Source organism: Tritonibacter sp. SIMBA_163, from assembly GCF_046535935.1.
Lineage (GTDB): Bacteria > Pseudomonadota > Alphaproteobacteria > Rhodobacterales > Rhodobacteraceae > Epibacterium > Epibacterium scottomollicae.
The window spans coordinates 444,280-470,080 of sequence record NZ_JAWJBP010000002.1 but is presented as its reverse complement, the minus strand read 5'-3'; the positions used below and the strand labels follow the sequence as shown (position 1 = coordinate 470,080).

Here is a 25,801-nt window from a genome sequence, read left to right as displayed (position 1 = left end):
GTTCAGTCCTCCTCAAAACTCAGCGCGTCTCGCCCGAGCGGCTGGAGCATCTGGCTCACCGCGACGGCAGGCACAGGGCCGTCAGCGTATTGCCACTTGGGCGATTTATCCTTGTCGATGATCAGCGCCCGCACCCCTTCCAGGAGGTCGCCTTTCTCCATCGCACGACAGGTGAAACGATACTCCAGATCCAAGGCGCTGCGCATGGTCGTGGTGGTTGCGCGCAGACGGTGGATCATCTCCACTGTGGTGGCGAACGACAGCGGCGAGCCGCGCGAGAGCGCCTTGAGGCAACCTGCGGCAAACTCATCATCGCGTGACTTGAGCGCGGTCAGGATGTCGGCCGAGGTCTCACCTGCGAATGTGGCGTCAATGTCGGCCTGCATCGCCTTTAGCGCGCTTTCTGGCGCTTGCTGTGCGGCGGCCTCAAGGGCGGCGACATCGCCGGTTTCAGCGAGCGTCGCGATCAGTGCGGGCCAGTGATCCTCGGGGATGTAGAGGTCGGCAAATCCCGCATAGACAGCATCGCCCGCAGTCATCCGATGGCCGGTGGTGCCTAGATATTCGCCCAGTCGCCCCGGTGCCAATGACAACAGCAGTGAGCCGCCCACGTCGGGCACGAGGCCGATGCCACATTCCGGCATCGAGAGCTGGGAGCTGTTGCCAACGACGCGGTGGGTGCCGTGACAGCCGATGCCTACGCCGCCGCCCATGGTGAACCCCTGAAGGAAGCTCACCACCGGTTTTGGATACTCGAAGATGCGGGCGTTCATGCGGTATTCATCGCGCCAGAAGGTGCGACCATAGGTAAAGTCGCCCTTGGTGCCGGTCTCATAGAGTTCGGCAATATCGCCGCCCGCGCAGAAGGCCTTGTCTCCGGCGGCGTCAAACACCACCAGCGCTACGTTGTCGTTCTTGGCCCAGTCCTTGAGCGCGGCGTCAATCGCAAGGCACATGTCATAAGACAGTGCGTTCAGGGCCTTTTCGCGGGTCAGGGTGATCCGGCCCGCGCGGCCTTCGATACGGATGTGGATGTCGCTCATGGCGTGCGGCCTCCTGTTGGGCGTGATTAGTGGTTTTCCGCCAGCATATGGCGGGCAACAATCACGCGCATGATTTCATTTGTGCCTTCAAGGATTTGGTGCACGCGCAGGTCCCGCACCAGTTTTTCGATGCCGTAATCCGCGAGATAGCCGTAGCCACCGTGCAATTGCAGGCACTGATCCACAACGTTCGACCCGGTTTCGGTGACGAATTTCTTCGCCATGGCGCAGAACTTGGAGGCATCAGGTTCGCCCTGATCGAGCTTCCATGCCGCCTGGCGCAGGAAGGTGCGGGCGGCCTGCAATTCGATTTCCATATCCGCAAGGCGGAACTGCAGCCCTTGGAATTGGTCGATGGATGTGCCGAAGGCCTTGCGCTCTGCCATATATTTCAGCGTGTTGGTCAGGCCGGTTTGCGCCGCCCCCAGCGAGCAGGCCGCGATGTTCAAACGCCCACCATCGAGACCCTTCATGGCATATTTGAACCCGTGACCCTCTTCCCCCACGAGGTTGCCGGCAGGCACGCGACAGTCGTCAAACTGCACCTGCGCGGTCGGCTGGCTCTTCCAGCCCATCTTGTCTTCAAGGCCGCCAAAGGACAGACCCGGTGTGCCATCCTCGACATAGACGGTGGAGATCCCCTTGGGGCCATCTTCGCCGGTGCGCACCATGCAGACATAAGCGTCGGAGTAGCCGCCGCCGGAGATGAACGCCTTGGTGCCGTTGAGGACATAGCCCTCATCATCGCGCGTGGCGCGGGTCTTGAGTGAGGCGGCATCGGAACCGGAGCCCGGCTCTGTCAGGCAGTAGCTCAGGACAGTGTTGAGGCTCATGACATCGGGCATCACGCGGGCTTTGAGTTCATCGCTGGCGAACATATCAAGCATCTTGGCGCACATGTTGTGGATCGACAGAAACGCCGCCACGGAGGGGCAGGCCATCGACAGCGCCTCAAACACCAGAGTTGCATCAAGGCGCGACAGGCCAGAGCCGCCCGAGTCTTCGCTGACGTAAAGGGATCCAAACCCCAGCTCGCCGACTTTGGGCCACAGATCTTTGGGGATGGTGCCCTCTGCTTCCCACTGTCGGGCAAATGGCGCGATGTGTTCCTGCCCGAAGCCATACGCCATATCGAAAATGGCCGTCTGCTCTTCTGTCATTGCGAAGTCCATGGGCTCTCCTCCCCCGTATCATGAGCGGCCGCGGAGCGGGCCACAAGAATTGAACAACTGTTTATTTATTACGCGTCTCAGGGCCACACTTCAACATGCGGAACTGCAAGATGGTCCTGCACTGGTGCCGAGAACTGCATCATGTGAGGGGGAGCCGTCATAATTTTTCCACGAATTCGCGTCGGATTTGAGGGAAATTTTAAGACCTCGCCGTCACTACTTTGGTCCAAAGGCACTAGTGTTTCCGTCAGGGGCAAGTGCAAATCAGTAGTCTGAGAAGGAGCGTGGTCCTCGTGTCGCAGCCCAATCAAACCAGCAAGCTCGCCGTGATGCGGGATACAAAGCCGCAGTTTCCAGAGTTCGAGAAATTCGCCTCATCCGTCACGTCGCAGGAACGTGCGAAATTTGCCTATGAGATGAAACACGGGTTACGTGCCAATCAGGCCAAGGGCGAACAGACAAAAGAAACCGTTCAGAAGCTCCTGAAAAAGGCGCGAGCGGATATGATGAAGCATGAGGTCAAGAGCGGGGAAGCAGTGTTGCGGCAGGCCATCTCGTTGGAGCCGGATAACGCGACTGCGCATGCGCTTCTTTGCGAACTGCTGATGAAGGATTCCGCCCGTCTGCTCGACGCTTTGGCAAGTATCCTGAGGGCAGTGAAACTGGAGCCGAAGGAGAGCGGCCATTACGCTTTGGTGGGTACGCTCTTGATGCGAATGCAAAAGTTCGAGGAGGCGATCGATTATTTCGAGATCGCGGTGAAGTTCGATCCCAAGAATTATATCGCGCTGGCACGGATGATGCACCTCAAGGCCCACCACCTGCGCTGGGACGATTTTGACAAGATCCCGACCTATCTCAAGCAGTTTAACAAGGTCGGCATCCTATCTGATCCCTTTGCATTCCTGTCGTTGTGCGATGACGGTGATTTCCAGAAGCAGCGCTCGATTTCCATGGTACGGGCCAAGCATACTAATCCGGTCAAGGCGCCGATATTCACCGGTCAGCGAGCGGAGGGGCAAAAGATCCGTATCGGATACTTCTCCAATGATTTTTACAATCATGCGACCATGCAGCTGATGCTGGGGCTGTTGGAAACCCATGACCGCAGTCGGTTCGAGCTCTATCTATATGACTACGGGTCCAAACTGTGTGATCTTGCACATGAACGCGCGCGCAAGAGTGCTGATATGTTCCGAGATGTCCGCCACATGGCCACAGACGAACTGGTGGAGCAAGCAACCCGGGACGAGCTGGATATTGCAGTGGATCTCAAGGGCTTTACCGAAGGTGGTCGCCTTGACATGTTCAACAGTCGCGTTGCACCGGTCCAAGTGTCCTATCTTGGCTATCCTGGCACAACGGGATTGAAGTCGATGGACTACATGGTGGCTGACCGCATCACCATTCCATCGACCCTGCGCAAGCACTACACTGAAAACATCCTGTATATGCCGCATTGTTATCAGCCCAATGACGACGAGCGCTATATCGCCCAGGTCGATGATACGCGCGCGAGTCACGGTCTGCCGGAAGATGGCTTTGTGTTTTCCTCCTTCAATAGCCCCTACAAGGTCACCCCGCGCGAGTTTGATATCTGGATGAAGCTCATGAAAGAGGTGCCGGATAGCGTCCTGTGGTTCTATTGCGGAAAAGGCGAGATCACGGAACCGCTGCGCAGAGAGGCCGAACGGCGTGGCGTTGACGGACACCGGATCATTCCCGCCCGGCGCGTCAAGCCGGATGTTCATCTGGCCCGACTAAAACATGCCGATCTGTTTCTGGATACGTTCAATGTCAACGCCCATACCACGGCCAGCGATGCGCTTTGGGCCGGGCTGCCGGTGGTCACAAAGACCGGCGAGCAATTTGCCGCCCGTGTGGCAGGCAGTATCCTGACGGCCGCCGGGCTGGAGGATCTGGTCACCACGACAGAGAAAAAATACCACGATGTGGCGCTGCGCGTGGCGCAGGATCCGGACTATCTGGCCGACATCCGCGCGCGTCTGGCGGCATCCCACAGCGATGCGCCGCTGTTTGATACCAAGGGCTATACACGGGATTTCGAACGGCTGCTCGAAAAGGCCTTTCAAAACTACATCGACGGCAACCGGCCCAAGACCATGGGGATTTCCGCCGCCTGACCCTCATGAGATCAGAGCCGATGAACGCAAACAGCCGCGTCCGAAACCCGGGCGCGGCTGCTCTGTTCTTGCGCGGCGAAATATCGGCTTAGAGCAGGCGAACCTGGGTGCCGATTTTCACCATCGGATAGAGTTTTTCCACATGCTGATTGTAGAGGCCGATACAGCCGGACGAACTCTGCCGGCCAATCTTGCGGGTGTCATGGGTGCCGTGGACCAGATAGGCGGGCCAGTCGAGATACATGGCGCGGGTGCCGAGCGGATTGCCGGGCACGCCGCCTTCGATCCGCCGGGGCAGCGTGGGATCGCGCTCGCGCATATTGGCGGTCGGCGTCCAGCTTGGCTCCTCCCGCTTGCGCACGATCTTGGAATAGCCGCGGCGTGTCAGCTCTTCGCTCATCGGGACAGAAGAGGGGAACAGGAAATAGCTCTCACCATCGCCGCCCCAGTAATGCAGGGCGCGACTCTCGATATCGGCCAGCAGGCAGCCCACACCCAGTGTTTCAAAGTGATCTTGCCAGCGCTGTTGCTGGAAGGAGGACACGTTGCGCTGCACCGGGATCTTTTCACGAATTGCAGGCTCCGAGGCCGGGAAGGCATCACCGGATTGCGCACGCAGCAATCCTGGTGTTGCCAATGTTGCTGCCGCGCCGCTCATCAACGCGCGACGGGACAGGTTAAAACGGGATTTGGTGAAGTCGGACATTGGCCCATCCTCATTGGTTTTAATTGCTCGATCTCTTCGCGGGACCATATGAGCGCGCGCACAGCAAGGCCAGTGGCCGTCGACCCAACGCAGGGTGACATTTGCGTGAGCCGACGGAGCGCGGCTCAGGTGGCATGAACTTGCCGATGCGTGGAACACAAATAGGCCGCCCGACAATGTCGGACGGCCTGAGCTGAAACCCTAACTGAGCTGAAGCCCGAACTGGGGATCAGTCCATCGCTTTGAAGTTGAACTCGCCACCTTCTTTGATGCCGGAGAACCAGCGCGCGGTAACGGTCTTGGTGCGGGTATAGAACCGGAAGGCATCGGGGCCGTACTGGTTCAGGTCGCCAAAGGCCGATTTCTTCCAGCCGCCGAAGGTGTGGTAGCTGAGCGGCACCGGGATCGGGAAGTTGATGCCGACCATGCCCACATTGACGCGGTTGGCAAAGTCACGCGCGGTGTCACCATCTGCGGTGTAGATCGCGGTGCCGTTGCCGTAGGCATTGTCCTTCACGAGGTTCAGCGCATCCTCGTAGTTGTCCATGCGGACAGTTGTCAGAACCGGACCAAAAATCTCTTCTTGGTAGATGTCCATCTCGGATGTGACATCATCGAACAGGGTCGGGCCGACGAAATAGCCGTTCTCATACCCCTGCAGGGTCAGTCCGCGACCATCGGTCACCAGCTTGGCACCCTGCTCGACGCCGCTGTCGATCAGACCTTCGATACGGGCCTTGGCTTGGGCCGTGATGACGGGGCCGTAATCGACATCTTCGCCAGCGGTATAGGGGCCGACTTTCAGTTTTTCGATACGCGGCAGCAGGCGTTCGATCAGGCCATCGGCGGTTTCCTTGCCGACGGGAACCGCAACGGAGATCGCCATGCAGCGTTCGCCAGCGGCGCCGAACCCGGCACCCACCAGGGCGTCAGCCGCCTTGTCGAGGTCCGCATCGGGCATGATCAGCATGTGGTTCTTGGCACCGCCAAAGCACTGCGCACGCTTGCCGTTGGTCGCGGCGCGGCCATAGATATACTGGGCGATCGGGGTGGAGCCGACAAAGCCCACCGCCTGAATGGTCTCGTTGTCGAGGATCGCGTCCACGGCTTCCTTGTCGCCATTCACAACCTGCAGCACGCCATCGGGCAGGCCGGCTTCTTTCAGCAGCTCCGCCAGGTAGAGCGATGTGGAGGGGACGCGTTCGGAGGGCTTCAGGATCATCGCATTGCCGCAGGACAGCGCCGGCGCCATTTTCCACAGCGGGATCATCGCGGGGAAGTTGAACGGCGTGATGCCCGCAACGACGCCCAGAGGCTGGCGCATGGAGTAGAGGTCAATGCCCGGTCCGCCGCTGTCGGTGAATTCACCCTTCAGCATGTTGGGCGCGCCCATGCAGACTTCAACCACCTCAAGGCCACGCTGCACGTCACCGCGTGCGTCGGGCAGGGTCTTGCCGTGCTCACGGGCGACCAGCTCTGCCAGCGTGTCCATATGCTCGTTGATGAGTTGGCCGAACTTCATCATCACGCGGGCGCGTTTCTGCGGGTTGGTGGCGGCCCAGCCGACCTGTGCCTCAGCGGCTTTGGCGATCACGGCATCCATCTCGGCTTTGGTTGCGAGCGGCACCTGCGCCTGCACTTCGCCAGTGGCAGGGTTCAGAACATCGGCAAAGCGGCCGGAGGTCCCGGCGACTTTCTCGCCGTTCACGTAGTGGGTCAGTTCCTGCATGTGCAGTCCTCCTCTGAATTTCGAGTCCCGCGTATCCTAGGATTGCAAAAACGAAGGTAAAAGGGGAAAGGCTTCAAATAGGTTTTGCATTAACGCAAATGGTTAAGGTAGGTTTACCTTGGCAGAATGCAAAAACGACTGGAGGATCCCGTCAGATGGAACCCCAATGGGACGACATGAAAGTGTTCCTGGCTGTGGCACGGGAGAGCTCGCTCTCTGGGGCAGGGCGCGTGTTGAAAATGGACCCCGCCACGGTCGGGCGACGGGTGGCCCGGTTTGAAACCGCGCTGAAGACGTCGCTGTTTGTGAAATCACCGCAGGGCTATGCACTGAGCGCGGCAGGGGATCGCCTGCTGGGTCATGCCGAGAGCGCAGAACTGGCCATGCGCGCCGGGGAAGAGGCGCTGACCGGCCCAAGCGATACGCTGTCCGGGCAGATCCGCATCGGCGCGCCGGATGGTTGCGCCAACTACATCCTGCCGCAGGTCTGTGCGGCAATCTCTAAGGACAATCCGGATCTGGACATCCAGATCGTGGCGCTGCCGCGGGTGATCAACCTGTCCCGCCGTGAAGCGGATATGGCCGTGACGGTCAGCGCCCCCACGGCTGGAAAGCTGTTGGTGCAGAAGGTGACCGACTATCGCCTGCATCTTGCGGCCTCACGCTACTACTTGCGAGACAATGAACCGATCGAGAAACTCGACCACCTGCGGCACCATCGCATGATTGGCTACATCCCTGACATGATCTTTGACCGCGAGCTGGACTATCTCACCGACCTCGGGGTCGAGCGGGTGTCGCTCGCGTCCAATTCGGTCTCAGTGCAGATCAAGATGCTCGCCGAAGGAAGTGCAGTTGGTGTGGTGCATGATTTTGCGCTGCCCGCACATCGCGCCTTGCGCAAGGTGCTGAAAGATGAGTTCAGCCTGACGCGCAGTTTCTATCTGGTGCGCCATCAGGGGGATCAGCGCAGCGAACGGCTGAACCGATTTGCGGAGGCACTGTCAAAGGGGGTTCGCGTTGAGGTCGAGCGGCTCGAAGGCTTGACTTGATCGTATCTTGCGGCAAACCTTGAGGGAGTGAAGTTTTATTTCTGGGTGCGCAAAATGCTCGTAAAGTCGATTATGAAATCCAAGGAGATTGCCGAGGTCGTCACGATCGGGCCTGAGGCGACGATCGAGGCTGCCGCGCAGCTCCTGTCAAAGCATGGCATCGGTACGGTGGTGGTCTCGTCGGACCAGACAACACCACTGGGCATCCTGTCAGAGCGGGATATTGTGCGACAGCTGGCCAAGTCAGGCTCTGTATGCCTTCAGCACAAGGTTGAAGACTACATGACCCGAGAGGTTGTCACCTGCGTGCAGGACAGCAATGCCGAAGATGCGCTGGCGAAGATGACCGAGGGGCGGTTCCGCCACATGCCGGTGGTCGAAAACGGTGTGTTGATCGGCATCATTTCCCTCGGTGATGTGGTGAAGGCGCAGTTGACCGAAGTGGCAATGGAGAAATCCGCCCTCGAAGGCATGATCATGGGCCATTGACCACCGGTGCGACCGGGTGCGCCGCGACGTGAGGAAGATTAAGTATTACCACGTACTTGCAATGCGCGACGCAACATGGTTGCGTGCGCTCAAATTTTACGCAAGCAGGAGGGGCCCATGCGCATCGGCTTGTATCCCGGAACTTTTGACCCGATCACGCTCGGGCATGTGGACATCATTCGCCGGGCGGCCATGCTGGTGGATCGTCTGGTCATTGGCGTCGCCATCAATCGTGACAAGGGTCCGCTGTTCGACCTCGATGAGCGGGTGGCGATGATCGAGGCGGAATGCGCCAAGCTGACAGAGCAGACCGGCACAGAGATCGTGGCGCATCCGTTCGAGAACCTGCTGATCGATTGCGCCCGCGACGTCGGCGCTCAGGTCATCGTTCGCGGACTGCGTGCGGTTGCGGATTTCGAATATGAATATCAGATGGTCGGCATGAACCGGTCTCTGGATGACAGCATCGAAACCGTGTTCCTCATGGCCGAAGCCCGCCACCAGGCGATCGCAAGCAAGCTGGTGAAGGAAATCGCGCGGCTGGGCGGTGACGTCAGCAAATTCGTGACACCGCTGGTCAATGACAATCTGCGAAAACGGCTGGGCAGCTGATGCGTCCGCTGTGATCCGGTCTGGGTGAAGATCGCCCCGATCCGCGCCCGCACATCTGACTGAAATGACACCCGACCGGACAGCCCGCGTCGGGTGTTTGCATGTCCGGGACCGCCACAGCTCCTCAGGTCAACGCCAAAAGGCCATCCACTCGATCAGCAAGAACAGCTTCTTGCCCAGGAACAACAGGTGTTCCGTTCCGAAAAGGGCAACATCAATGGCGAGTGCAGACAACAGGCACAGGCCGAGAGCGAGGGCAATGGTATTGGTCATCGAGGGATGCTCGCATAAAAACGCCCGGTCAGATATGCCTGACCGGGCGCAAAATCTCAACCCAAAGAGGGGCGGTGGTTAACCGGGCAGTTCTATGGCCCTTAGTTCAACCGGCCCATCGCGGTGGCCACGTCGGCCATACGCACCGAGAAGCCCCATTCGTTGTCGTACCACGCAAGCACCCGCACCATGCGACCGTCGACCACACGGGTCTGATCCGGCGCGAAGATGGAGCTTTCTTCGGTGTGGTTGAAGTCGGTGGAGACCAGCGGTGCCGGCTCATAGCCCAGAACGCGCGACATCGGGCCTTTGGAGGCTTCTTCCATGGCGGCGTTCACCTCGGCAACGCTTACCTCGCGGCCAGCGCGGAAGGTAAGGTCCACGGCCGAGACATTCGGCGTCGGCACCCGGATTGCGGAACCGTCAAGGCGGCCCTTGAGATTCGGCAGCACTTCACCCAGCGCCTTGGCCGCACCGGTGGAGGTCGGGATCATCGACATCGCTGCGGCGCGGGCGCGGTAGAGATCGTCGTGGCGACGGTCCAGCGTCGGCTGATCGCCGGTATAGGCATGGATCGTGGTCATGATGCCATGTTCGATGCCAAAGGCCTCGTCCAGAACTTTTGCCAGCGGCGCCAGGCAGTTGGTGGTACAGGAGCCGTTGGAGACCATTTTGTCGCTGGTCAGCAGGTCCTCGTCATTGACGCCGTAAACCACCGTGCGATCAACATTCGTACCCGGCGCAGAGAGCAACACCTTGCCCGCGCCGCGCTCCAGGTGCTTCTTCGCCTTCAGCCCATCGTTGAACTTGCCGGTGCATTCCAGCACGACATCGCAGCCTTCCCAGTCCAGCGTGTCCATGTCGTAGGTGGAGAACACCTGCATGTCGCCGCGGCCGAGGTTCAGGCGTCCCTCGCTGAAATCGACCTGGCCGGGGAAACGGCCATGCACGCTGTCATATTTGATGAGATGCGCCGCAGTCTCGATCGGGCCGGTCGCGTTGACCTTGATGACTTCGATATCATTGCGGAAACTGCCCGCGATATGCGCCAATGTGCAGCGGCCAATGCGCCCAAAACCGTTGATTCCAACTTTGATGGTCATCTCTGTCGTCTCCACAAAAAGCCTGTCTTAGGGGCAGCCTATAGACGTCATTAACCTCCGAAAAAAGCGAAAACTACAGTAAACACAGACTGTTAGCGCAAAACGTTGATGGTTGCGTTAACAGGTTTTGGCCGTTGGCGGTAACTGTTGGGGCCGGCTTGCGGGGAAAATGCTGCAAAGCGGCACGCTTGAACGGGAACCCTTCGGCGCGCTAGGTGTTCTGTCAGGAAATAGCATGCACTCAAAGAGGTGGCACATGAGCGGTCTTCTGGCCTTGTTGGACGATGTAGCGGCGATCGCCAAAGTTGCCGCCGCCTCGGTGGATGATGTGGCGACGCAATCGATGAAGGCGGGCTCCAAGGCGGCTGGCATCGTTATCGACGATGCTGCCGTGACGCCGAAATACGTGACCGGCTTCCAGCCCGCGCGGGAATTGCCAATGATCTGGCGCATCGCGCGCGGCTCTTTCATCAACAAGCTGGTGTTCTTGCTGCCGATCGCATTGCTGATGTCGCAGTTTGCGCCCTGGCTGGTGCCGCCATTGCTGATCCTCGGAGGCTGTTATCTGTGCTTTGAGGGGGCAGAGAAGATCGCGCATGTGCTGATGCCCCATGATGCTCACTCCGGCGGGCCGGATGGCAGCCACGACGTTGGCGATCCGACCCATCTGGAGGAGCAGAAGGTCAAGGGTGCGATCAAGACCGATTTCATTCTCTCGGCAGAAATCATGACCATTTCGCTGGCCACAATCGAGAGCGACGTGCTGTGGATTCAGGCCGCGACCCTTGCGGTGGTGGGCATCATGATCACCATCGTGGTCTATGGTGTCGTCGCGATCATCGTGAAGATGGATGACGTCGGCCTGTGGCTGACCGAGGTCGGTCGCACCGGCGTCACCCGCTCGCTTGGGCGCGGTATCGTCGCCTTCATGCCGTGGTTCCTGAAGCTGCTGTCGGTCGTCGGCACCATCGCCATGCTCTGGGTCGGGGGCTCCATCATCGTCCATTCGGCCCATCAGATGGGCTGGCACTGGCCAGAGGAAACCATCTACGCCTTCGCCAAAGGCGTCGCGCAGGGCGACGGTCTGGTAGAGTGGCTGGTCAAGGCGGTGATCGATGGCATCCTCGGGTTTGTGATCGGCCTCTTGCTGATCCCTCTGGCGACCAAGGTCATCGCGCCGCTGTTTGGGGCCAAAGCCGCCCACTGAACACGATCACGCCGCAAGACGAAAGAAAGGGCGCCTCGAAATTCGGGCGCCCTTCATCTTTTCAAAAATACCTCGGGGGAGACCCGGAAGGGTCGGGGGCAGCGCCCCCAATCCCGCGTGATTTAGCCCAAGAGCTCTTGGACCTTGGCAACGGTGCCCTCGGCAGTGATGCCGAATTTCTCGAACAGCTCGCCCGCCGGAGCGGAGGCGCCAAAGCCCTCCATGCCGACAAAGCCCGCTTTCTTCTCTTGGCCACGTTCGCCCAGCAGCAGGCGATCCCAGCCGCCATCCCGCACGGCAGCCTCGATCGCCACACGCACCGGGCCTGCAGGCAGAACCTTGCGACGGTAGCTCTCGTCCTGCGCGTGGAACAGCTCCATACAAGGAACGGACACAACGCGGGTGCCGATGCCTTTGGCTTCAAGAAGATCCTTGGCTGCCATCGCAGTGGACACCTCGGACCCGGAGGCCATCAGGATCACCTGACGCTTGCTCTCGGCCTCGGCCAGCACATAAGCACCTTTCTCGGTGAGGTTCGACAGCTTGTGTTCGGTGCGCACGGTGGGCAGGCCCTGACGGGTCAGGGCGATCACCGACGGTGTCTCTTTCGAGGTAAGCGCGATTTCCCAGGCTTCCGCCGTCTCCACCGCATCCGCCGGACGGAACGTGTAGGTGTTCGGGGTGGCGCGGCAGATCGCCAGATGCTCGACCGGCTGGTGGGTCGGGCCATCTTCGCCCACACCGATGGAGTCATGGGTCATGACAAACACGGTGGGGATCTTCGACAGTGCAGCCAGACGCATCGCCGGGCGGGCATAATCGGTGAAGCAGAAGAAGGTGCCGCCATAGGGGCGAATACCACCGTGCAGCGCCATGCCGTTCATCGCCGCGGCCATGCCGTGCTCGCGGATACCCCAATAGACATAACGACCCTTGCGGTTGTCGGTGTCGAACATACCCAGATCGCCGGTCTTGGTGTTGTTGGATCCGGTAAGATCCGCCGAGCCACCAATGGTTTCAGGCATGATCGGGTTGATCACTTCCAGCGCCATCTCAGATGCCTTGCGGGTCGCGACCTTGGGCTGCGATTCAGAGACCTGTTTTTTCAGTGCCTTGATGGTGGCGGAGAGCTTCTTGGGGGCCTCCAGCGCAAAGATACGGTTGAACCGATCCTGCTTCTGCTGCGACAGCTCCGCAAAGCGACCTTCCCATTCCGCACGCGCGTCTGCGCCGCGTTTGCCGATCTCTTCCCACTGGGATTTGATCTCGGCAGGCACCTGATACGCGCCACCGGTCCAGCCATAGGCGTCCTTGGCAGCTTTGAGCTGATCCGCATCGGTCAGCGCGCCGTGACCCTTGGAGGTGTCCTGTGCCGCGTGACCCAGAGCAATATGGGTCTTGCAGGCAATCATCGACGGTTTCTTGGTCTTCTTGGCGGCTTCGATCGCGGCGTCGATCTGCACCGGATCATGGCCGTCGATTTCCTGCACATGCCAGCCGGAGGCCTTGAAACGCTGCACCTGGTTGGTGCGGTCCGACAGGTCCAGCTGACCGTCGATGGTGATGTTGTTGTTGTCCCAGAACACCACCAGCTTGCCCAGCTGATGACGCCCGGCAAGGCCCAGGGCCTCCTGGCTGATGCCTTCCATCAGGCAGCCGTCGCCGGCGATGACATAGGTGTGGTGATCCACAACCTTCTTGCCGTATTGCGCGCGCAGCATTTCCTCGGCCATGGCAAAGCCGACGGCGTTGGAAATCCCCTGACCCAGCGGGCCAGTGGTGACCTCAACGGCGTCCAGCAGGAAGTTTTCCGGGTGGCCTGCAGTCAGCGCGCCGGACTGGCGGAAGTTCTTGATCTGATCCAGCGTGACCTGTGCATCGCCCATGAGATAGAGCAGCGAATAGATCAGCATGGAACCGTGGCCCGCCGACAGAATGAACCGATCCCGGTCGGCCCATTTGGGGGCGGAGACGTCAAACTTCATGTGCTTTTCAAACAGCACGGTTGCAACGTCGGCCATGCCGATCGGCATGCCGGAGTGACCGGAGTTCGCACCCGCAACCGCATCCAGCGTCAGGGCGCGAATGGCGGCGGCTTTGTTCCAATGATCGGGGTTTTCAGAGCGCAGGGCTGTCAGATCCACTGAACTGTTCCTCTTTGGGTTCGCAGGGTTTGTCGCTGGATAGCAGCTAAGGGCCAAAGATCAAGCGCTGAGGGCTTGTTTTGCGGGGGGGCGCATGATCTCGCGCGTGCAAGTGCTTGAAAGCAATGGGGGGGTGTTTTACCCCATCATGCGATAAGCTGACGGCAGCTGATGGTTTCTGCGTTGATTCGTACCCCTGTCCAAGTGCCGGGGGCCATGACTGCAACAAGAAGCATCGTGAAAAACGGCGAAAGACCGGCTGTGGACCGATAGTGGCGACAGGCTCTGTCAGAGGTTCAGACGGGACGAGGCAAAGAGGAACGCATGGAGCAGTTACAAGACTTGCAGGGCCGCATCCAGACTGCGTTGCACCGTATATATGGCGGTGTCGCGGCGCTGGAGCAAAAGCACGCAAACCGGCCTGTGCCGACGTTGGAAGATCTGGACATGCAAAAGCATGCCGAGCTGCTGGCCGACCTCGATGATGAGAAAATGGCCAATGCGCAGCTTGAGGAACGTCTGAAGCTGTTGCATGCCCGGCTTGAGGATATGGAGAAGAAGGTCGCCGCCGTGGATGGCGCCGAGGATCTGATCGCCCTTCATTCCGAGCTTGAGTTGTTGCGCAATGCGGCAGGTAACTCGGTTGAAACAGAGGCCCTGAAAGCGGAAGTGGCGCGCCTGAAGCAGGATCTGGAAGCCGCGCGCAATCAGGCTGCCAGTGAACGCGAAACGCTCGAGGATGATCTGAGCGAAGCGACCGCACAGAACGAACAGTTGCAAGCCCAGCTGGAAGAGCTGTCGGCCATGCCCGAGGCCACATCCGATGCGGGTGCGACTGACAATGCAGGTGCGGCTGATCCGGCCGAGCTGGAGTCAGAGCTGAACGCGCTCCGGGTTGAGCGGGACGAATTGCGCGCCCGCGCCGAGGCTGCAGAGGCCACCGTCACGGAAGCTGATCCGGTGGACGAGGGCGTGAGCGCCGAGCTGGACCAGCGATTGAGCGAGCTTGATGGCGAGCTGCAAGGCCTGCGTGCCAGCAACGACCAGCTGCGCCAGTCCAACGCCGCCCTGCGCGCTGCCAATGCCGAGGGCGTTGGCGACACCTCGCTGATCAATTCTGGCCTCGAGGCCGAGGTCGAGGGGCTGAAGGCGGCACGCGCCACCGATCAGGCCGAAGTCAACGCCGTCTTGGCTCGGCTGGAACCGCTTCTGGCGACGGCCCCCAATCTGCCCGAAGGAGAGGAAGCCTGATGCCTGAAGTGACCATTCACATCGGAGGCCGCGATTTCGAGGTGTCCTGCCAGGAAGGCGAACAGAGCTTTTTGCAGATGGCTGCAGGGATGCTGGACGACGAGGCTCAGGTGCTATCGGACCAGATCGGACGCATGCCCGAGGCGCGTATGCTGCTGATGGCCGGTCTGATGCTCGCGGACAAGACGGCTGCCGTGGAGGACCGCATCAAGGAAGTCGAAGCCACATTGGCAGAAAAGGACGCCGAAATCGCTCGCAAGGAGGCCGAGATGGAGGAGCTGCGCAATGCGCCGCCGCCAGAGCCGGAGCAGGTCGAGGTGCCCGTAGTGCCGCCCCAGGTGGCCGAGACCTTGGCCGAGCTTGCAGCCCGCGCCGAGGCATTGGCTGCCGAGATCGAAGAGAAGGCGGCGCCGGATGATGATGACGACGAAGACGAAGAAGGAGTTGCTGTTGCGGATGAAGGCCCTGCCGCGGATGAGCATTTAGACGAGGCCGCTCCGCATCTGTCCGAACAGCTCTGAGTTCTGCCAGACCGGCGAGAGTATCTCGCCTTCGAATATGAAAAAGCCCGCCAGACCAAAAGGTCGGCGGGCTTAGTGTTTTTGCAGCGCATATTGCCCGGTGGCGGGCGATTGGCTCAGCCGTTGGCTTCGCGGATCTTGTCAGAGGCGTCCTTGTCGAAGCTGATGCCGTTCTGTTCGAACATGCCGTCCAACTCACCAGAGAGGGTCATCTCGGTGATGATGTCACAGCCGCCGACAAATTCGCCCTTCACATACAGCTGCGGGATGGTCGGCCAGTCGGAATATTCCTTGATACCGGAGCGAATGTCCTCATCCGCCAGCACGTTCACGTCGGTGTAGTCGACACCGATGTAGTTCAGCACGCCCGCAACACGGGAAGAGAAACCGCACTGCGGCATTTCCTTGGTGCCCTTCATGTAGAGCACGACGTCATTGGCTTTTACGGTGTCTTCGATACGGGTCTTTGCGTCGGTCATGATTGTGGTCCTTTGTCGTGGCGCCGGGAGCGCGATTACCGCGATAGTGTCCGGCTGATCGATCTGTTGTAGGTATCCGCCTTCTGGTTGGCGCGATGTACGAGTTTTACCGCCTCGAGGTTGGTGGCTTCCATGCCAAGCGGCAGGTCGGGAGAACCCTTGGAGCGGGAGACTGGTTGACTGTCTGCCAATCGGCGTGGCCGTTTGGATCGCCACTTTGCCTCCGCCAGGATGGCACCGGCGACAACGGCAAGACTGACCAATATCCAGCCCGTCCAACTCATTCCGGTGCTTTGGTGGTCAGGGCGAGGGCGTGCAGATCGCCGTCGGGGCCGTCCATCTTGCCTTTGAGCGCGGCATAGACGGCACGTTGCTGTTGCACGCGGTTCTTGCCGCGAAAGCTCTCGTCGACAACCATGGCGGACATGTGAACGCCATCGCTGCCGCCGACCTGGATTTCAGCATCCGGGAAGGTTTCGCGCAGGAGGGATTCGATTTCATGGGCCTGCATTGGCATAGGGCGCATCCTTGCTGTGGTGTTCTTTCGGCAAAATGTAGGGCTGCTGTGCGGGGGACGCAAGCAACTCTACCGTGATTGTAAGGTCTGATTTCGTTTGACGCTTGAGGTCGATCATCCAAACAGGTTCAGGGCGCGCTCCCGCCTGCTTATAGACCGGCCCCGAAGGGGCCTGCCCAACACAGTTGGGCCCGGCACCGCGCGGGCGCGGTGCCGGGCCCAAGGCCGCCAAGGGGGCTTTGCCAAAGGCAAAAGGCACCTGCGGGCGCGGGAGCACCCCCCTTATGAGACTGAGTTACGCGACGGCCTCGGCAAAGCTGGACCGGAACACCTGGCTCAATTCCTCAAGCGTGGCCTCGGAGCCACCGATTTTCACCGCGTCACCGGTAAATTTTCCAACCGTTTCCAGATGAACGCCGGACTGTCCGGCGGCGATCATCAGCGCCTCGGCCTGATCGAAGTTGCAGGCCACAAGATAGCGCGCCTGGTCCTCGCCAAACAGGGTCGGCGTGTCGGCAGCGTCGATCTGAACGCCGACGCCGGCCGCCTCGGCCATCTCGAAGGCCGCCAGCACCAGCCCGCCATCGCTGATATCCGTGCAAGCCTTGATGAAGTCGCGATTGTTGCGGATGAATTCGCCGTTGCGCTTTTCCAGATCCAGATCCACCGCAGGCGCATCGCCATCTTCGCGGTTGAAGACCTCATGCAGCAGCGCTGATTGGCCGAGATGGCCGGCTGTCTCTCCGACCAGCAGCAGCACGTGTCCGTCGCGGACCTCGCCTAGGATCGGCTCCTCATCCGCCGCAATCAGACCCACTGCACCGATGGTGGGTGTCGGCAGGATCGCCTGGCCGTCGGTCTCGTTATAAAGAGAGACATTGCCGGAAACGATCGGCATATCGAGCGCCGAGACAGCCTCGCCGATGCCTTTCAGCGCGCCGACAAACTGACCCATGATCTCGGGCTTTTCGGGGTTGCCGAAGTTCAGGTTGTCGGTGGTTGCCAAGGGCTTGGCTCCCACGGCGCAGAGGTTGCGATAGGCTTCGGCCACCGCCTGCTTGCCGCCCTCGACCGGGTTCGCCTTGACGTAGCGCGGGGTCACGTCAGAGGTGAAGGCCAGCTTCTTGTTGGTGCCATGCACGCGCACAACGCCGCCACCCAGTCCGGGTCGACGGGCGGTGTCGCCCATTACGGTGGTGTCATATTGCTCATAGACCCACTGTTTTCCGGCATAATTGGGCGAGGAGATCAGCGCCTTCAGCCCGTCGATCGGGTCGATGGTCGGCACATCCGCATCGGTCAGTGCCTCGGGGGCCTCGATCTCGATCCAGGGGCGGTCATATTCCGGCGCCGAGGAGGAGAGTTTTGACAGCGGCAGATCCGCTTTGACTTCACCATTGTGCAGAATCAGGAAGCGGTCCTCGGCAATGGTTTCGCCAACGATGGCAAAATCCAGATCCCATTTCTCGAACACTGCCTTTGCTTCAGCCTCAAGCTCGGGCTTCAACACCATCAGCATGCGTTCCTGGGATTCCGACAGCATCATCTCGTAGGCTGTCATGCCCTCTTCGCGCTGGGGCACATCCTCGAGGTTCAGCTTGACGCCAAGCCCGCCCTTGTCGCCCATTTCCACAGCCGAGCAGGTCAGACCCGCGGCGCCCATGTCTTGAATGGAGATCACTGCACCGGTCTGCATCAGCTCCAGCGTCGCCTCCATCAGGCGTTTCTCGGTGAAAGGATCGCCAACCTGCACGGTGGGGCGTTTTTCCTCGATGGTGTCGTCAAATTCCGCCGATGCCATGGTCGCACCGCCAACGCCATCACGTCCGGTCTTGGCGCCGAGGTAGACCACGGGCATGCCCACACCAGAGGCGGCGGAGTAGAAGATCATGTCGGTCTTCACCAGACCGGCAGCAAAGGCGTTTACCAGGCAGTTGCCGTTGTAAGCCGGGTGGAAGCGCACTTCGCCACCCACGCAAGGCACGCCGAAACAGTTGCCGTAGCCGCCAACGCCCTCAACCACGCCATTCACCAGCTGGCGCGTCTTGTGATGCGCCGGTTCGCCAAAGGACAGCGAGTTCATCGAGGCGATCGGGCGCGCGCCCATGGTGAAGACGTCACGCAAAATGCCGCCAACACCAGTGGCGGCACCTTGATAGGGCTCGATGTAGGAGGGGTGGTTGTGGCTTTCCATCTTGAAGACGACCGCGTCGCCATCACCGATGTCCACGATACCGGCGTTCTCGCCGGGGCCGCAGATCACCTGAGGGCCGGAGGTCGGCAGGGTGCGCAGCCATTTCTTTGAGGATTTGTAGGAACAATGCTCGTTCCACATGGCGGAGAAAATGCCGAGCTCGGTAAAAGTCGGCTCCCGGCCCATGATCTCGAGTATCAGATCGTACTCATCGGCATTCAGTCCGTGGCTTTCGATCACTTCAGGCGTAATGGCTGGTTCCTGCATGGCGCTTAGATGGCCCCCCGGGTCGCTTCAGTTGACGGCCTTTTAAAGCAAGGCTGGGGGCGGGGAAAGGGGGCATGATAGGCGATGCGACGCGTCCTGAAACTGCCCGGAAAATGGGCGTGACGGAGGTAGCGTGCCTGAATGCAGGGCGAGGCGCGTGATTTCTCAGGGCTGTGCGGTGCGTCCGCTACGCATTGCCGGGTATCTATTGTAACTCTAATGCACTACACACGCAGAATGCTGAATGCGGCATGTTTGTCTCGGGCCCAGAGCACTGGGGCAGACAAGGCAGGCATTGCGCCAAAAAAAAAGGCCGAGCACTAAGCTCGGCCGTAGTCCAACAGGGAGGTATGAAGTGCGGCGAGTGCCGCGTCTTCATGAGGGTCATTTAGGGTGCCCGCTTCGCTGTCGCAAGTGTTTTGGAACACAAGTTAAATCAAGCCCGCCATGCGCCGTGTGCATAGCTCGCATCAGTATGCGATAACTCTATATTTTTCCGAGTTCTTTCATGTGTTTACGGTGCGTGATGATCTCGTCCTGAACGAAGTCGCGGAAGGCAGAAACCCGCTGTGAGTGACGCAATTCCTCTGGGTAGGCGAGATAGACCGGAACACCGTTGCCATCTTCGTTCGGCAAAACCTGAACCAGATCCGGGAAATCCTCTGTCACATAGTCCGGCAGCACGCCGATCCCCAGATCCTGCAGCACACCCTGAAGCACGCCGAAATAGTTGTTCACCGTCAGCATTGACTTTGGATTATGGGTCATCAGTTTTTGCACCATCACCGCAGCGGACCCCACTTGGGCGGACCGCAGGCTCTGACAGATCAAACGGTGGTCACAGATTTCCTCGATGGTCTCGGGCCAGCTGAACTTGTCGATATAGCCGCGCGACGCATAAAGACGCATCTGCACCGTCATCAACCGCTTGCGGATCAGGTCGGCCTGGCTCGGCTCCTTCATGCGGATGGCGACATCGGCCTCGCGCATCGGCAGGTCGAGCACACGCTCTTCCAGCATCAGGTCGATCTTGAGGTTGGGGTACTGCTCATATAGCTTGGCCAGCCGTGGCGCGAGCCAGAGCGTCCCAAAGCCGGTGGTGGTGGTCACCCGCAATTCGCCGAACACGCCTTCCTCGCTGTCGCGAATCCGGGCCGATGCGGTTTCGAGTCGTTTGGCCATCGTCTTGGTGGCGTCAAACAGCAGTTCACCTTGTTCTGTGAGGATCAATCCACGCGCATGACGGTGGAAGAGCGTGGCGTTCAGGCTCTCCTCCAGTCCCCGAATCTGCCGTGAAACGGCCGATTGAGACAGGTTTAGCCGATCACCGGCGTGGGTCAGACTGCCCGCATCCGCAACCGCGTGAAAGATCCTTAGCTTGTCCCAATCCATTGTTTTTACTCTTTCTGCCTCTTTCTGCCAAACTACATGATGAACAGTATAAGATTCAAACCTTACCGGAGGCTGACACGGATTCTTTAAGAAACGGCTATACAGGTCAGCATTTATGACCTATTATTGGATCCAAAATGCAAGCAAGTCATGGTTGAGGAGGACCGGATGAGCACGCAAAAGATCTCGCTCAATGACCGTTATGATCTCGAAAAGTCGCCCATTCTGCTGAATGGCACGCAGGCGCTTGTGCGTCTGATGCTGATGCAGAAGGCGCGCGACGTGGCCGCCGGGCTGAACACGGCAGGGCTGGTCACCGGCTATCGCGGCTCGCCGCTCGGCGCTGTCGACATGCAGATGAAGCGGGCGGAGAAACTGCTGACGCAGTCCGACGTGACATTCCAATACGGTCTCAACGAGGATCTCGCCGTCACCGCGCTCTGGGGGGCGCAGCAGGCTGAGATCCGCGACGAGGGCAAATACGACGGGGTGTTTGGCCTGTGGTATGGCAAGGGCCCGGGCGTTGATCGCTCCGGCGATGCGCTGCGGCATGCCAATATGGCCGGCTCTTCAAAGCACGGCGGGGTTTTGGTCGCCATGGGCGATGACCATACCGGCGAAAGCTCCACCGTACTGCATCAGTCGGAATGGTCCTTGCTGGATTGTTACCTGCCGATCGTCAGCCCGGCAGGGGTGCAGGAAATCCTCGACTACGGCATCTATGGCTATGCTTTGTCCCGGTTTTCCGGTCTCTGGGTTGGCCTGAAGACGATGAAAGACACCATCGAGGTGACCTCGGTGGTGGACGGAGATCCCGACCGGGTGCAAGTGTCGGCGCCGCAGTTCGACATGCCGGCAGATGGTCTGAACATCCGTCTGGACGATGACCGCTTCCGCCAGGAAGACCGCATCATCGACTACAAACGCTTTGCTGCCGAGGCCTTCAGCCATGCAAACAAGATGGACAAACGCGTCTGGGGCAAGCCCGGCGCCAAGATCGGCTTTGTGGCGGCGGGTAAGAACTGGCTGGATCTGGTTCACGCGCTAAGCCTTTTGAATATCGATGAAAACATGGCTGATCGCCTTGGCATCACCACCTATAAGGTGGGCCAGACCTGGCCGATGGACATGAAGGGGTTCCATGAGTGGGCCGAAGGGCTCGACCTGATCGTGGTGGTCGAAGAAAAGCGCAAGCTGATCGAGATCCAGATCAAGGAAGCGATCTTTGATGATCGGCGCGGGCGTCGTGTCTACGGCTGGTACAAGGGTGGCGCGGGCACCATGCACCGCGAGGAGCTGTTTCCGACAAAATATGCGCTCGACCCGATCATGATTGCCGAGAAACTGGGCAATATCCTGATCGAAGAAGGCCGCGACACCGAGGCGATCCGCGCCGGTCTTGCCTCGCTCGACGATGCCAAACGGGCCGACAATGCCGAGGAAATCGCCGCGCGTTTGCCGTATTTCTGTTCCGGCTGCCCGCATAACTCCTCCACCAAGCTGCCGGATGGCTCGCGGGCCTATGCGGGCATCGGCTGCCACTTCATGGTGCAGTGGATGGACCGCGAAACCGTTGGCTTTACCCATATGGGCGGTGAAGGTGCGAACTGGATTGGCGAAGCGCCGTTCTCCAAAAGAAAGCATGTATTTCAGAACCTTGGCGACGGAACTTACAACCACTCCGGGGTGATGGCGATCCGCGCGGCGCTCGCCGAAGGCACCAATATCACCTATAAGATCCTCTATAATGACGCCGTGGCAATGACCGGTGGCCAGCAGGCCGAAGGCGGCCTCACTGCGCCGCAGATCGCCCATGAGCTGACCGCCATGGGGGTGAAGACCATCGCCGTGGTTTATGACGAAAAAGAGGATGTGGTCGCCAGCCAGTTCCCCTCCGGCATGCGGATGCATGAGCGGGCCGAACTGATGAAGGTCCAACGCGAGTTCGAGGAAGTGGGCGGCGTCTCCGCCATCATCTACATCCAGACCTGCGCGGCCGAAAAACGTCGCCGCCGCAAGAAGGGCCTGTTCCCGGACCCGGACCAGCGCGTGTTCATCAACTCTGATGTCTGCGAGGGCTGCGGCGATTGCGGCGTGCAGTCGAACTGTGTGTCGATCGTACCGAAAGAGACCGAACTGGGCCGCAAGCGCGCCATCGATCAGTCCAGCTGCAATAAGGATTTCTCTTGCGTCAACGGGTTTTGCCCGTCGTTCCTCACCGTTGAGGGCGCTAAGGTGAAGAAGAGCGCAACCGCCAGCCTGGAGCTGCCGGAGCTGCCCGACCCGCAACTGCCCGCGATCAACGGCACCCACAACGTGGTGATCACCGGCGTTGGCGGCACCGGCGTTGTGACCATCGGCGCGGTGCTGGCACAGGCCGCCCAGATCGATGGCAAGGGCGCTGGCATGATGGAAATGGCAGGCCTCGCTCAAAAGGGCGGCGCGGTGCATATCCATTGCCGCATTGCCGAGACACCTTCCGACATCAGCGCCATCCGCGTCGCCACCGGTGAGGCGCATGCGCTGATCGGCGGCGATCTGGTGGTGAGCGCGGGTGCCAAGACCCTTGGTCTGACCTCCACCGGGCGCACGGGCGCGGTGGTGAATAGCCATGAGATCATCACGGGAGAGTTTACCCGAAATACCGATTTTGCCTTGCCAAGCGATAGGTTGCAGGTCGCACTTCAGGCGCGGATGCGCGACCGGGTCGACCTGTTTGACGCCTCAGAGCTGGCGCGCATCAGCATGGGGGATTCGATCTTTTCCAACATGATGGTCTTTGGCGCGGCCTGGCAGCGAGGGTTGATCCCGGTGTCCTATGAGGCGCTGAAACAGGCGATCGAGCTGAATGGAGCTGCGGTCGAGAAGAACCTGCGCGCTTTCGATATCGGCCGCTGGGCGGTGCTGTACCCGCAAGACGCGGCCAAACTCTTGGAGCCGAGCGTTGTGGCGCTGCCGCAATCGCTGGACGACAAGATCGCCTATCGCCGTGCACAGCTGGTCGACTATCAAGGCGAGCGTTTGGCAAAGCGCTATGAGAAGCTCTTGGAGGCCGTTACCGATCCGCGGCTCAAGGAAGCAGTGGCGAAAGGCTACCACAAGCTCTTGTCCTACAAGGACGAATATGAGGTTGCGCGCTTGCTGCTGAGCAGCCGGGAAAAGGCTGAGGCGGAATTTGACGGCGATCTGAAGATCTCCTTCAACCTCGCGCCGCCGTTGCTGGGCGGCAAGGATGCCAATGGGCGTCCGAAAAAGCGCAAGTTCGGCCCCGGCACGGAGCGACTGTTCCGTCTTCTGGCCAAGCTGAAAGGCCTTCGTGGCACGCCGCTGGACGTCTTTGGTTACACCGCCGAACGCAAGATGGAGCGGGCGCTGATCAAACAGTACGAAGCCGACATGAAGACATGGCTGCCGCAGGCGGAGAGCGTCGACATGGACGCGCTGGTTGCCCTTGCGGAGCTGCCGCTGCAGATCCGCGGCTTTGGTCCGGTGAAGATGCAGAGCGAAACGCAGGCGGCCAAGCGTCGCGAGGAGCTGCTGATCGCCCTGAAGCAGGGCACAACGCCGCTGAAGGCTGCAGCGGAATAGTGGCCTACAGGCCACTGTGGCTATGGCACACGTCATGAAGCTGTTACCAAGCCTATGCAATATGCGCGCCCGGCCTTAGGTGGTCGGGCGCCTGTCATGCAGGTGTTATATCCCTTGTCTTTACGGAGACCTCAAAGACATGCTTGAGCGTCGGCACATCGCTCGTGATATCTCCTACTCCCATTCTGCGGAAACGCGGCCGGGACGCATCATGATCCGCCTGATGGAAAACACCACCGGCCGCCTGCGTCTGATCAAGCGGGCCAAGGGCTATGATTCCGAGATCGCCTCGGGGCGCAGCTTCTGGGATGTGATCGTGGAACGCTACGGGCTGACGCTCGACGTGACCGGCGGCAGCCTCGACAATATCCCCCAGGACAAGCCGGTGATCCTGATCGCCAACCACCCGTACGGCATCCTAGACGGGCTTATGATGGGGCATATCCTGTCGCGCAGCCGCGGCGATTTCCGCATGCTGGCACATCAGGTGTTTCGCAAGGCGGAGGATCTGAACAAGGTGATCCTGCCGATCGATTTTGCCGAAACCAAAGAGGCGATGAAGGTCAATCTGCAGACCCGCAAGGACGCACTGGAGTATCTGGGGCAGGGTGGCGCGATCGGGATCTTTCCGGGCGGCACGGTCTCGACTGCGTCCAAACCGTTTGCGCATCCTATGGATCCGGGCTGGCGGGGGTTTACCGCGCGGATGGTGGCGAAATCCGACGCGGTTGTGGTGCCGTTGTATTTCGACGGGCATACCTCGCGCCTGTTCCAGATCGCCTCGCATTTGCATTACACCCTGCGCATGGGGTTGCTGATCAAGGAGTTCCGCAAACGCGTCGACACGCCCGTGCGGGTGGTGATCGGCGATCCCATCGGGCGGGACGTGCTGGACCCGCTGGCCAAGGACTCCAAAGCAATGATGGATTTCCTGCGCAAAGCCACGTATGAGCTGTCTCCGACACCGCTCAAATCCTATGACTACGGGTTTGAGTTCGAAGACAAACACAGGGCCTGAACGGCCCTCGCTGAGAGGCAATGTGGCATGGCAGTTGGCATTTTTGATTCCGGCCTCGGCGGGTTGACGGTTCTGGACGCGGTACAGAAACGTCTGCCGGACGTCGATTTCCTGTACTACGGCGACAATTCGCACGCGCCTTACGGTGTGCGCGATGCGGAGGACATCTACCAGCTGACCAGCGCTGCGGTGCATGACATGTGGAATCGCGGCTGCAATCTGGTGATCCTCGCCTGCAACACCGCCTCTGCCGCAGCCTTGCGCCGGATGCAGGAGGCAGGTGTGCCCGAGGGCAAGCGCGTGCTCGGCGTGTTTGTGCCGCTGATCGAGGCGCTGACCGAACGCCAATGGGGCGACAATTCGCCACCGCGCGAAGTCGCGGTGAAACATGTGGCACTGTTTGCAACCCCGGCCACCGTCGCCAGCCGCGCCTTTCAGCGAGAGTTGGCGTTCCGGGCGATCGGTGTCGACGTGGAGGCGCAGGCCTGTGGCGGCGTGGTCGATGCCATCGAAGAGGGCGACATGATCCTGGCCGAAGCGCTGGTCAAGAGCCACGTCGACGCGCTGCAGCGCAAGATGCCGAAGCCCGAGGCCGCGATCCTCGGCTGCACCCATTACCCGCTGATGGAGGCGATCTTTCAGAAGGCGCTTGGCGCGGATGTGCAGGTCTTCAGCCAGGGTCGCCTGGTGGCCGACAGCCTTGCGCATTATCTTGAACGGCGCCCCGACATGGTCGGCGGTGGCGAGGCCGGCTATGTGACCACGGGCGATGCCGCACGGGTCAGCAGCCGGGCCACCCAGTTCCTGCGACGAGAAATCACTTTTGAAGCGGCCTGAGTGCTCTTATCTTCACGCCCAACCTGATTTCTGGTCTGCACGAGATGCGGACACCCCCTGACA

Annotated in this window: 21 protein-coding genes and 1 pseudogene; 10 read left to right on the top strand and 12 right to left on the bottom strand. The window is 60.1% G+C overall.

The features are described 5' to 3' along the window. Positions 1 to 2: 2 nt before the first annotated feature. Positions 3 to 1,043, bottom strand: coding sequence for an enoyl-CoA hydratase/isomerase family protein (locus R0J92_RS06150; protein WP_411051054.1), 1,041 nt, complete (start codon positions 1,041 to 1,043; stop codon positions 3 to 5). A gap of 26 nt (positions 1,044 to 1,069) precedes the next feature. After that, entirely contained in the window at positions 1,070 to 2,215 is a 1,146-nt protein-coding gene (locus R0J92_RS06145; RefSeq protein WP_411051053.1) for an acyl-CoA dehydrogenase family protein, read from the bottom strand. A gap of 293 nt (positions 2,216 to 2,508) precedes the next feature. Between R0J92_RS06145 and R0J92_RS06140 the strand changes: the two genes are divergently transcribed. Beyond that, positions 2,509 to 4,359, top strand: coding sequence for a glycosyltransferase (locus tag R0J92_RS06140; RefSeq protein ID WP_411051052.1), 1,851 nt, complete (start codon positions 2,509 to 2,511; stop codon positions 4,357 to 4,359). 88 nt (positions 4,360 to 4,447) lie between these two features. Here the strand turns inward: R0J92_RS06140 and R0J92_RS06135 are convergent, their stop codons facing one another. Next, on the bottom strand, positions 4,448 to 5,065 hold the full coding sequence (locus R0J92_RS06135) for a L,D-transpeptidase (protein ID WP_411051051.1): 618 nt from the start codon (positions 5,063 to 5,065) through the stop codon (positions 4,448 to 4,450). Between the two features lie 229 nt (positions 5,066 to 5,294). Next, positions 5,295 to 6,794: a CoA-acylating methylmalonate-semialdehyde dehydrogenase gene (locus R0J92_RS06130; RefSeq protein ID WP_106163562.1), complete on the bottom strand. Its 1,500-nt coding sequence runs from the start codon at positions 6,792 to 6,794 to the stop codon at positions 5,295 to 5,297. A gap of 155 nt (positions 6,795 to 6,949) precedes the next feature. Here R0J92_RS06130 and R0J92_RS06125 point away from each other — a divergent pair, with 155 nt between their 5' ends. The 3 genes from R0J92_RS06125 (at position 6,950) to coaD (ending at position 8,947) form a co-directional block, all read left to right on the top strand. Beyond that, complete coding sequence (locus R0J92_RS06125) at positions 6,950 to 7,846, top strand: LysR family transcriptional regulator (protein ID WP_106163563.1); 897 nt, start codon at positions 6,950 to 6,952, stop codon at positions 7,844 to 7,846. 54 nt (positions 7,847 to 7,900) lie between these two features. Then, positions 7,901 to 8,335 carry a CBS domain-containing protein gene (locus tag R0J92_RS06120; protein ID WP_106163729.1) on the top strand — a complete coding sequence of 145 codons (435 nt, stop codon included), beginning with the start codon at positions 7,901 to 7,903 and terminating at the stop codon, positions 8,333 to 8,335. A 117-nt stretch (positions 8,336 to 8,452) separates the two neighbouring features. Next, positions 8,453 to 8,947: a pantetheine-phosphate adenylyltransferase gene (gene coaD / locus R0J92_RS06115; protein WP_106163564.1), complete on the top strand. Its 495-nt coding sequence runs from the start codon at positions 8,453 to 8,455 to the stop codon at positions 8,945 to 8,947. 129 nt (positions 8,948 to 9,076) lie between these two features. On the opposite strand, the gene R0J92_RS06110 is transcribed toward coaD, so the two are convergent. Further along, positions 9,077 to 9,220: a hypothetical protein gene (locus tag R0J92_RS06110; RefSeq protein ID WP_165798116.1), complete on the bottom strand. Its 144-nt coding sequence runs from the start codon at positions 9,218 to 9,220 to the stop codon at positions 9,077 to 9,079. Positions 9,221 to 9,321: 101 nt separating this feature from the next. Continuing rightward, entirely contained in the window at positions 9,322 to 10,323 is a 1,002-nt protein-coding gene (gene gap / locus R0J92_RS06105) for a type I glyceraldehyde-3-phosphate dehydrogenase (protein WP_106163565.1), read from the bottom strand. Between the two features lie 256 nt (positions 10,324 to 10,579). On the opposite strand from gap, the gene R0J92_RS06100 reads away from it, so the two are divergent. Then, positions 10,580 to 11,530: a DUF808 domain-containing protein gene (locus R0J92_RS06100; RefSeq protein WP_317386277.1), complete on the top strand. Its 951-nt coding sequence runs from the start codon at positions 10,580 to 10,582 to the stop codon at positions 11,528 to 11,530. Positions 11,531 to 11,652: 122 nt separating this feature from the next. On the opposite strand, the gene tkt is transcribed toward R0J92_RS06100, so the two are convergent. Next, positions 11,653 to 13,674 carry a transketolase gene (gene tkt, locus R0J92_RS06095; protein WP_317386276.1) on the bottom strand — a complete coding sequence of 674 codons (2,022 nt, stop codon included), beginning with the start codon at positions 13,672 to 13,674 and terminating at the stop codon, positions 11,653 to 11,655. Between the two features lie 324 nt (positions 13,675 to 13,998). Here tkt and R0J92_RS06090 point away from each other — a divergent pair, with 324 nt between their 5' ends. Both R0J92_RS06090 and R0J92_RS06085 read left to right on the top strand, forming a co-directional pair. Continuing rightward, complete coding sequence (locus R0J92_RS06090) at positions 13,999 to 14,925, top strand: hypothetical protein (protein ID WP_411051050.1); 927 nt, start codon at positions 13,999 to 14,001, stop codon at positions 14,923 to 14,925. Continuing rightward, positions 14,925 to 15,335, top strand: a pseudogene (locus R0J92_RS06085) (cell division protein ZapA); the annotation flags it as partial. The gene R0J92_RS06090 and the pseudogene R0J92_RS06085, both read left to right, overlap by 1 nt. Before the next feature lie 227 nt (positions 15,336 to 15,562). Here R0J92_RS06085 and grxD read toward each other — a convergent pair. The 5 genes from grxD to R0J92_RS06060 form a co-directional block, all read right to left on the bottom strand. Continuing rightward, positions 15,563 to 15,925, bottom strand: coding sequence for a Grx4 family monothiol glutaredoxin (grxD, locus tag R0J92_RS06080; protein ID WP_106163570.1), 363 nt, complete (start codon positions 15,923 to 15,925; stop codon positions 15,563 to 15,565). A 35-nt stretch (positions 15,926 to 15,960) separates the two neighbouring features. After that, positions 15,961 to 16,209, bottom strand: a complete 249-nt coding sequence (locus R0J92_RS06075) for a hypothetical protein (RefSeq protein WP_411051049.1) — start codon at positions 16,207 to 16,209, stop codon at positions 15,961 to 15,963. Beyond that, a complete protein-coding gene (locus tag R0J92_RS06070) occupies positions 16,206 to 16,442 on the bottom strand; it encodes a BolA/IbaG family iron-sulfur metabolism protein (RefSeq protein ID WP_106163571.1) in 237 nt (78 codons plus the stop codon). The genes R0J92_RS06075 and R0J92_RS06070 overlap by 4 nt, the downstream gene beginning before the upstream one ends. 295 nt (positions 16,443 to 16,737) lie before the next feature. Beyond that, on the bottom strand, positions 16,738 to 18,903 hold the full coding sequence (gene purL / locus R0J92_RS06065; protein WP_411051048.1) for a phosphoribosylformylglycinamidine synthase subunit PurL: 2,166 nt from the start codon (positions 18,901 to 18,903) through the stop codon (positions 16,738 to 16,740). Positions 18,904 to 19,389: 486 nt separating this feature from the next. Then, positions 19,390 to 20,295, bottom strand: a complete 906-nt coding sequence (locus R0J92_RS06060) for a LysR family transcriptional regulator (protein WP_106163573.1) — start codon at positions 20,293 to 20,295, stop codon at positions 19,390 to 19,392. Between the two features lie 150 nt (positions 20,296 to 20,445). Here R0J92_RS06060 and R0J92_RS06055 point away from each other — a divergent pair, with 150 nt between their 5' ends. The 3 genes from R0J92_RS06055 (at position 20,446) to murI (ending at position 25,738) form a co-directional block, all read left to right on the top strand. After that, positions 20,446 to 23,883, top strand: coding sequence for an indolepyruvate ferredoxin oxidoreductase family protein (locus R0J92_RS06055; protein ID WP_411051047.1), 3,438 nt, complete (start codon positions 20,446 to 20,448; stop codon positions 23,881 to 23,883). 139 nt (positions 23,884 to 24,022) lie between these two features. Beyond that, the gene (locus R0J92_RS06050; protein ID WP_106163574.1) at positions 24,023 to 24,901 is read left to right on the top strand and encodes a lysophospholipid acyltransferase family protein; all 879 of its coding nucleotides are present in this window, start codon (positions 24,023 to 24,025) and stop codon (positions 24,899 to 24,901) included. A gap of 27 nt (positions 24,902 to 24,928) precedes the next feature. Then, positions 24,929 to 25,738: a glutamate racemase gene (gene murI / locus R0J92_RS06045; RefSeq protein WP_411051046.1), complete on the top strand. Its 810-nt coding sequence runs from the start codon at positions 24,929 to 24,931 to the stop codon at positions 25,736 to 25,738. The last annotated feature ends 63 nt before the right edge of the window (positions 25,739 to 25,801 follow it).